This window comes from Nonomuraea sp. NPDC005501 (genome assembly GCF_040605905.1).
Taxonomy (GTDB): Bacteria; Actinomycetota; Actinomycetes; order Streptosporangiales; family Streptosporangiaceae; genus Nonomuraea.
On sequence record NZ_JBEXDT010000043.1, the window covers coordinates 60,535 to 66,777 of the forward strand.

The window sequence follows — 6,243 nt, forward strand, 5'->3', positions numbered from 1 at the left end:
GTGAAGCACGACGGGTGGGCCGACGAACGGTTCGGAGCGGTCGCCGACGCGTTCGCCCGGAACTTCGCCGACTACGACGAGCTCGGCGCAGCCGTCACCGTGTTCGCCGGCGGGCGCAAGGTCGTGGAGTTGTGGGGCGGAGTCGCGGACGGGCGAACCGGCCGGCCGTGGACGCGGGACACGGTCGTCCCGGTCTTCTCCTGCGCCAAGGGCCTCGTCAGCGTCTGCGCCCACCTCCTCGCGCAGGAAGGACGCCTGGATCTCGACGCCCCGGTGAGCAGGTACTGGCCCGAGTTCGCGCGGCACGGCAAGGAAGCCGTCACCTGTCGCATGGTCCTCGGGCACCGGGCAGGGCTGCCCGCCCTCGACCGGATGCTCGGCTTCGAGGAGATCGCCGCCTGGACGCCGGTCGTCCAGGCCATCGAGGAGCAGGAGCCGCTGTGGGAGCCGGGCACGGCGTACGAGTACCACGGCCACGTCTTCGGCTTCCTCATCGGTGAGGTCATCCGGCGCGTCACCGGGCTCACCCCCGGCGCGTACTTCCGCCGTGCCGTGGGGGAGCCGCTGGGGCTACGGGCCTGGATCGGCCTGCCCGCCGAGGAGATGGACGGCCGTGCCCGGCTCACCGAGGCCGAAGGGCGGCCTCCCATGCCGGGACCCGAACACCTGCTCACCCGCATCGTGACGATGAACGGCGCCCTGGTCTTCCCCGGCCTCGACGAGCCGCACGGCTGGAACGATCCGGCGCTGCTCGGCATGGAGCTGCCCGGAGCGGGTGCCACGGCGTCGGCGAGCGGCCTCGCCGGCCTGTACGCGGCGGCCGCCACCGGCGTCGAAGGTCACCAGCGGCTGCTCACGCCGGACAGCGTGACGGACGCGGTCCGTGAGGTCTCCTCCGGCAAGGGATGGCTGGGCTTCGACGCCGGGGCGCGCTGGGGCTCGGGCTTCCTCCTCGACTCGGCGTTCCGGCCGATGCTGGGGGAGCGCAGCTTCGGCAACGACGGAGCGGGCGGCCAGTTCGCCTTCGGTGACGACGAGTTCGGGGTGGGGTTCGCGTACGTCGCCAACCGCATGATCGGCCACGGCGACGCCCGCGCCGGCCGCCTGATCGCGGCTCTGCGTACGTGCCTGACCGGCGGTTGAGCCGGGCGCGGAGCGTTCACCGACACTCACCTGACCCGCATGGAAGAGATCATGAGGGACGTGTGCGCCGACTTCGAAACCCAGCTGACCGAGTTCAACGGCGAGAACAACCACGTCCATCTCCTGGTCAACTTCCCGCCCAAGGTCGCCCTATCGAAACTGGTCAACAGCCTCAAAGGCGTCTCCTCGCGCGGATGCGCCAGGAGTTTCCCGAACTGGCCGCCCACTACTACCGGGCCAGCAAGCTATGGTCGGGCTCGTACTTCGCCGGGAGTGTCGGCGGCGCACCGATCTCGATCGTGCGCCAGTACATCGAGCAGCAGAACCGGCCGGTCTGACCGTGGCGACGCCGGTCCGCCTGGCGGCGAATCGGCTGTTCTTGCCCGCTACGCGGGAGAGTCCGTTTCACCCCCGGCCTGAAGGCCGGAGCACTACGGACGAATCCGGTAACGCCCGATCCGAGGTCAAGGCAGGATCGCCGGCAGCACGGCCTGCGTCGGGTCGATTTCGTCACTGGAAGATGTGGATGTTCTCGCGGACCCAGTCTTGGAGGGTCAGCGGCGGCTTGCCGGTGAGCCTTTCAACGGTGTCGAAGATTTTCCAGTCCCAGGCGGCCGATTGGCGCTTGAGCTCCAGCAGCGCCTCCAGACGAGGTCCCGACCAGCCGAGGCGGTCGAATTCCGCCTGGGTTTCGGCTGGGTTGCATTCGATGAGCTTGATCGGCTGGCCGAGGATCTGGCCGATGATGTCGGCCTGGTCCCGGGGCGAGAGGGCTTGGCTGCAGGTGAGGGTGTAGGCCTGGCTGTCGTGGCCGGGCGTGGTGAGGACGTGCGCGGCGACGGCGGCGATGTCGCGGGGATGGATCATCGCGGAGACGGGGTCGCCTGCGGCGACGTACATGGTGTGCTCGGCGGCGATGGTCGGGGCGTAGCCATACAGGTAGACCATGAAGGTGCCGGCCAGCGTGCCGATTCCCCAGGCCAGCAGAACGACCGTGAGCAGCAACTCGGAGCCCCCGGTCGCCCCCTGGAGGGCCGGGCCGATGTAGGTGTAGAGGGTGTAGACCCCGAGGAAGACCAGCGTGGTGACAGCCAGAAGCCCGAGGACACGGGGGTCAGAGAGATTTGGAACGGAATCCGGCGTTAACGGGGTTCCCGCTGGTCAGCGAGTCCCTGTCATCTCCCGCTTGCAGAGGAGGCTCACGCCGGATTCCGGTCGATCTCACAGCGCAACTTTGATCTACGTCGCATGACGGTTGGTAACGATTGGTAGCGCTTGCGTTGCTGTGGTGACGATGTGTCCGTTGTGTCCTACGTTGCGTACATGCCTGTCGACTCTTTGAGCGACTCAGAAGCGGCGAAGTACGGCCGTTATGACGGTCCGACCTCCCGGGCCGAGATGGAAAAGATCTTCTTTCTCGACAACGAGGACATGGCCCTCATCAAGGGGCATCGTGGCCGGCTCCAGGGTCCGCAACTGGTCGCGGTTGGCACTCAACTGCTCCAGCACGATCGCGGTCATCATGTCCACGTCCGTCACCGGCCGCCACTCCGGCTCGCCTCGGCCGTCCCTGCCGCCACCATCACCACGCGCCATGCCTCAGATCGTCCCGAACCCTCGCCAGCCGCCCGCCGCACCTATCGAGACCCGGGGCCGCCTCCCACGCCATGATCATTCTCGGTACCAGTCCTCTACTGTGCGATGGAACGGAATCCGGCGTTAACCACGCCTGGAAGACCGCAACGGCAGGGGCTCGCTGAGCTGGGAGAGTCCGTAAACGCCGGATTCCGTTCCAAATCTCTCTGACCCCCGACTCGCGCGGGCAGGACGAGGGACGCTCCCTCGAGCAGGCTTCTCAGCTCTGCGGGCTCAGGCCCGCCACGGCCAGTCGGAACAGCCGGTCCGCGCGGGCGGCCGGGTCAGGGTGGTGCTCCGTCGCGAGGACGATGCCGACGATCAGTGCGATCAGGTCGGCGACGGTGATGCCTTCCGCCACCGCCCCGTCCTGCACGGCGCGCTGCAGCAGGGGGTTCCCCGCCTCTGCCATCATCGCCGAGCAGGTGTTCTCGTGTACGGGGTCGGGCTCGGCCCCGTCGTAGGCCAGTGCCGCCGCCAGCCCTCGGGCCGCGACGCAGTAGGCGACGACGGCACTGAGCCATTCCAGGAGCGCGTCACGGCTGTCGCTCTTGCCTGTCAGCTCGCGGGCGCAGGCGGCCAGGGCCTCGATCCGTTGATGGGAGACCGCCTCCAGCAACGCCCGGCGGGTCGGGAAGTGGCGGCGTACGGTGGCCGAGCCGACCCCCGCGATGCGGGCGATCTGCTCCAGGGAGGCGCCGGCCCCGTACGCGGCGACCTCCTCCTCGGCCACGGCGAGGATGCGCGCGTAGTTCCGCCGGGCGTCCGCGCGCTGGCGGTCGGGCATGACGTCATCTCCAGAGTTGCTAAGTGGCGCGGCCCGCCATATCGTACCGTAAAGAAAACGGCGGGCCCCGCCGTTTAATGCCCTGAGGAGCACCATGTCCGCAGATTCCGCACCCGTCCTGGTCAGCGGCGCCACCGGCAGACAGGGCGGAGCCACCGCGCGTGCCCTGCTCGCTGCAGGCGTTCCCGTACGCGCCCTGGTGCGTTACCCCGGCACCGAGCGAGCCAAGGCCGTCGAGGCGCTCGGTGCCGAGCTGGTCACCGGCGATCTCCACGATCGCGATTCGGTGGTCCGGGCCGCCGAGGGCGTACGAGCTGTCTTCTCCGTTCAGATGGCCGCCCTGACCGCCGAAGGATTCGATTTCGACGGAGAGGTGGCCCAGGCCGTCAACCTCATCGAGGGCGCGAAGGCCGCGGGAGTGCCGCAGTTCGTACACACGTCCACCAGTGGCGCCGGTCAGCACACCGAGACTCCTGGCTGGATCGCAGGCCGTTGGGGCTCGTTGGACGGCAGCCTGGGAGCTAAGAGCACGATCCAGGACCGGGTTCGCGCGGCCGGCTTCTCCCGCTGGGCGATCCTCAAGCCGGGTTTCTTCATGGAGAACTTCCTGCCGTCCATGGCTTTCCTGTTCCCGCGCGGTGTCGAAGGCGGCCTGGTGAGCGTCGTGAAGCCGGATACCCGGCTGTCCCTCGCCGCGGTGGACGACATCGGCAGAGCGGCCGCCGCGGCCATCGCCGAGCCGGAGCGGTTCCATGGGGTCGAGCTGGAGCTGGCGAGTGACTATCTGTCGATGACGGAGGTCGCCGAGGTTCTCTCCCACGCGCTGGGCACGTACCTGTCCGCCCCGGACATGACCGAGGAGCAGGCGCTCGCCGCCGGAATGCCGGCGATGGGTGTCTCACACGAGTGGATGAACATAGCCGGCCAGCCGGCCCGGCCGCAGTACGCCAGGGACTTCGGCCTTTCGCTCACCAGCTTCGAGGAATGGGCGCGACAGCACCTGCGGCCCGCGGCTTGACGCAAGGTCCGGACCTGACGGGGGCGAGGAACCCAGGAACCGCCGTTGGCGATGAGAATGATCTTGCGCGAGGGTGGAAAGGATCTTCGCCGCAGCACGAGAGGTCCTGTCTTGGGGTGGTTACGAGTGGGTGTGGCCTGCGGTTGAGATAGGGCTGGAAAGATCGCTTCCAGGAAGGTCGTTGATCGTTTCCCGCCACCGCAGCCTTACAAGGTCCGCGGCGGTTCAGCCACGCATGGCATGGATCAGTACAGGCATCGCGACCAGCAAAGCAATTCCTCGCAGGGGCCCCCGGGACAGGGTACGTACGGTGCGCGCAACCCGAACGCGTGCGCACCAGCCCGCCGACCAGTGCCCCGAGCGGGATCAGTCCCCAGCCGAGCATTTCGGACGGCACGATCTGCTGCCGGAGGCTGACGGTCACGATGCTCCAGAGCGTGGTGACGAAGCCGATGATGGCCAGCACAGTGCCGAGTACGATCACGTTCGGACTCAGCCCGATCCCGACGAAGGTGACGACGTTCGTGGAGAGCGCGGTGAGTAGAGCGGGAAGTGCGCCCGTTCCCGGCTTGGACCTGTCGCTAGGAATCCTGCCCCTAATTGAGGCCAGGGCCCTAGCCCGGACTGCCAGGTCGGCCCTCCGCTCCCTGAAACTGACCCCAACCCCAAAGTGGGTCGAGCCGTCTTCGTCGGATGTCGGGATCAGAAGATTTTCCGACAGGCCATCGAACCGCCCCCGATGCGCCGCCGCCGCGCACCCCGGGAACGTTCTGACGGTCTCGGAGCTGTTCGGCCTTCGAGACTGGTAAAAGTCGTTGTTCGAGTGATCTGAGTTCGTGTTTCTGTCTCTGCTTCTATTCACTGAGCGTGATCGTTTGGGGCATAGCGGCTCCAGGTCCCTCCCGCCTCAGATGCGAGCCGAGTGGTGGTCGTGTCGTGGAAGCCCAGAGCCTGCGCGATGACGAGAGCGGGGGCTTGGAGCACCAATTGCCGAAGGGCGGCGGTGCGGGCGGCTTGGCCAGAGATGCCGAGGTCGCGGACCAGGTCGGCAAGGCTGCGGTGATGGAGGGGCTGACCGGCTCGGCGTCCGGGGAAGAGCCAGCGGGCATCGACGTTGGTGGCTGTGTTCATGTTGGTGCGCTCGGCTTTGGCTCGGAGTAGAAGCTCGGCAAAGGGGCCGGGGACCGGTGTCGGTGGATCGCCCAGACGAATGAGGACCTGGCCGTCGGAGTCGTGAGCGATGTCATCAAGGGTGAGTCGGACGATGCGGCTGGCGGGCTGGGCATAGAGCAGCATGAGGCAGGCCGCGGCTCGTGACCGGACGGGGTCTGCCGTGTCGTCCAGAGTCCGGTGCAGGAGTTCGAACCGCCGATGCGGGGTGAGTGGTCGGCCTTCCGTCCGGTTCAGCCGTGGCAAGGTGAGCCCTCGCGGCGCGCGTCCGGTGCGTATCGCCCAGGTGAGGAAGGCGCAGGGAACGATGCTCGTGGGGTTTGTGAGTGGCGTGCCAGAGTAACCGGCGCGCCCGTGTGCGGCGCAAGGGGGGTGCGGTCGACGTCATCGTCTGGCAGACGCCCACCGCCCGGCTGCTGCCTCGCCTGCTGGACGGCCGCCGCGCTGGCCCGGTGTTCCTCACCGGCCGGCGCGCCCGCGTCGCGCTGCC

The 6,243-nt window shown here is 68.1% G+C and carries 6 protein-coding genes and 1 pseudogene; 3 read left to right on the plus strand and 4 right to left on the minus strand.

What is annotated here, in order from left to right; all coding sequences use genetic code 11:
• Both ABZS51_RS21630 and tnpA read left to right on the plus strand, forming a co-directional pair.
• The gene (locus ABZS51_RS21630; RefSeq protein ID WP_355443748.1) at nucleotides 1-1,143 is read left to right on the plus strand and encodes a serine hydrolase domain-containing protein; all 1,143 of its coding nucleotides are present in this window, start codon (nucleotides 1-3) and stop codon (nucleotides 1,141-1,143) included.
• Between the two features lie 60 nt (nucleotides 1,144-1,203).
• Nucleotides 1,204-1,481, plus strand: a pseudogene (gene tnpA, locus ABZS51_RS21635) (IS200/IS605 family transposase); the annotation flags it as partial.
• A gap of 172 nt (nucleotides 1,482-1,653) precedes the next feature.
• Here the strand turns inward: tnpA and ABZS51_RS21640 are convergent.
• From ABZS51_RS21640 to ABZS51_RS21650, 3 genes are all read right to left on the minus strand, one after another.
• Nucleotides 1,654-2,148 carry a hypothetical protein gene (locus tag ABZS51_RS21640; protein ID WP_355443751.1) on the minus strand — a complete coding sequence of 165 codons (495 nt, stop codon included), beginning with the start codon at nucleotides 2,146-2,148 and terminating at the stop codon, nucleotides 1,654-1,656.
• Nucleotides 2,149-2,490: 342 nt separating this feature from the next.
• Complete coding sequence (locus ABZS51_RS21645) at nucleotides 2,491-2,739, minus strand: hypothetical protein (protein WP_355443754.1); 249 nt, start codon at nucleotides 2,737-2,739, stop codon at nucleotides 2,491-2,493.
• 259 nt (nucleotides 2,740-2,998) lie between these two features.
• Nucleotides 2,999-3,565: a TetR/AcrR family transcriptional regulator gene (locus ABZS51_RS21650; RefSeq protein ID WP_355443757.1), complete on the minus strand. Its 567-nt coding sequence runs from the start codon at nucleotides 3,563-3,565 to the stop codon at nucleotides 2,999-3,001.
• Nucleotides 3,566-3,659: 94 nt separating this feature from the next.
• Here ABZS51_RS21650 and ABZS51_RS21655 point away from each other — a divergent pair, with 94 nt between their 5' ends.
• Nucleotides 3,660-4,583: an NmrA family NAD(P)-binding protein gene (locus tag ABZS51_RS21655; RefSeq protein ID WP_355443760.1), complete on the plus strand. Its 924-nt coding sequence runs from the start codon at nucleotides 3,660-3,662 to the stop codon at nucleotides 4,581-4,583.
• An 858-nt stretch (nucleotides 4,584-5,441) separates the two neighbouring features.
• On the opposite strand, the gene ABZS51_RS21660 is transcribed toward ABZS51_RS21655, so the two are convergent.
• Nucleotides 5,442-5,879: a hypothetical protein gene (locus ABZS51_RS21660; RefSeq protein ID WP_355443763.1), complete on the minus strand. Its 438-nt coding sequence runs from the start codon at nucleotides 5,877-5,879 to the stop codon at nucleotides 5,442-5,444.
• Nucleotides 5,880-6,243 lie beyond the last annotated feature (364 nt).

Bases quoted from the DNA above. Each gene is read 5' to 3' on its own strand.
- ABZS51_RS21645 (WP_355443754.1), bottom strand. From the start codon at position 2,739: ATGGCGCGTGGTGATGGTGGCGGCAGGGACGGCCGAGGCGAGCCGGAG.
- ABZS51_RS21650 (WP_355443757.1), bottom strand. From the start codon at position 3,565: ATGCCCGACCGCCAGCGCGCGGACGCCCGGCGGAACTACGCGCGCATC.
- ABZS51_RS21655 (WP_355443760.1), top strand. From the start codon at position 3,660: ATGTCCGCAGATTCCGCACCCGTCCTGGTCAGCGGCGCCACCGGCAGA.
- ABZS51_RS21660 (WP_355443763.1), bottom strand. From the start codon at position 5,879: ATGCTGCTCTATGCCCAGCCCGCCAGCCGCATCGTCCGACTCACCCTT.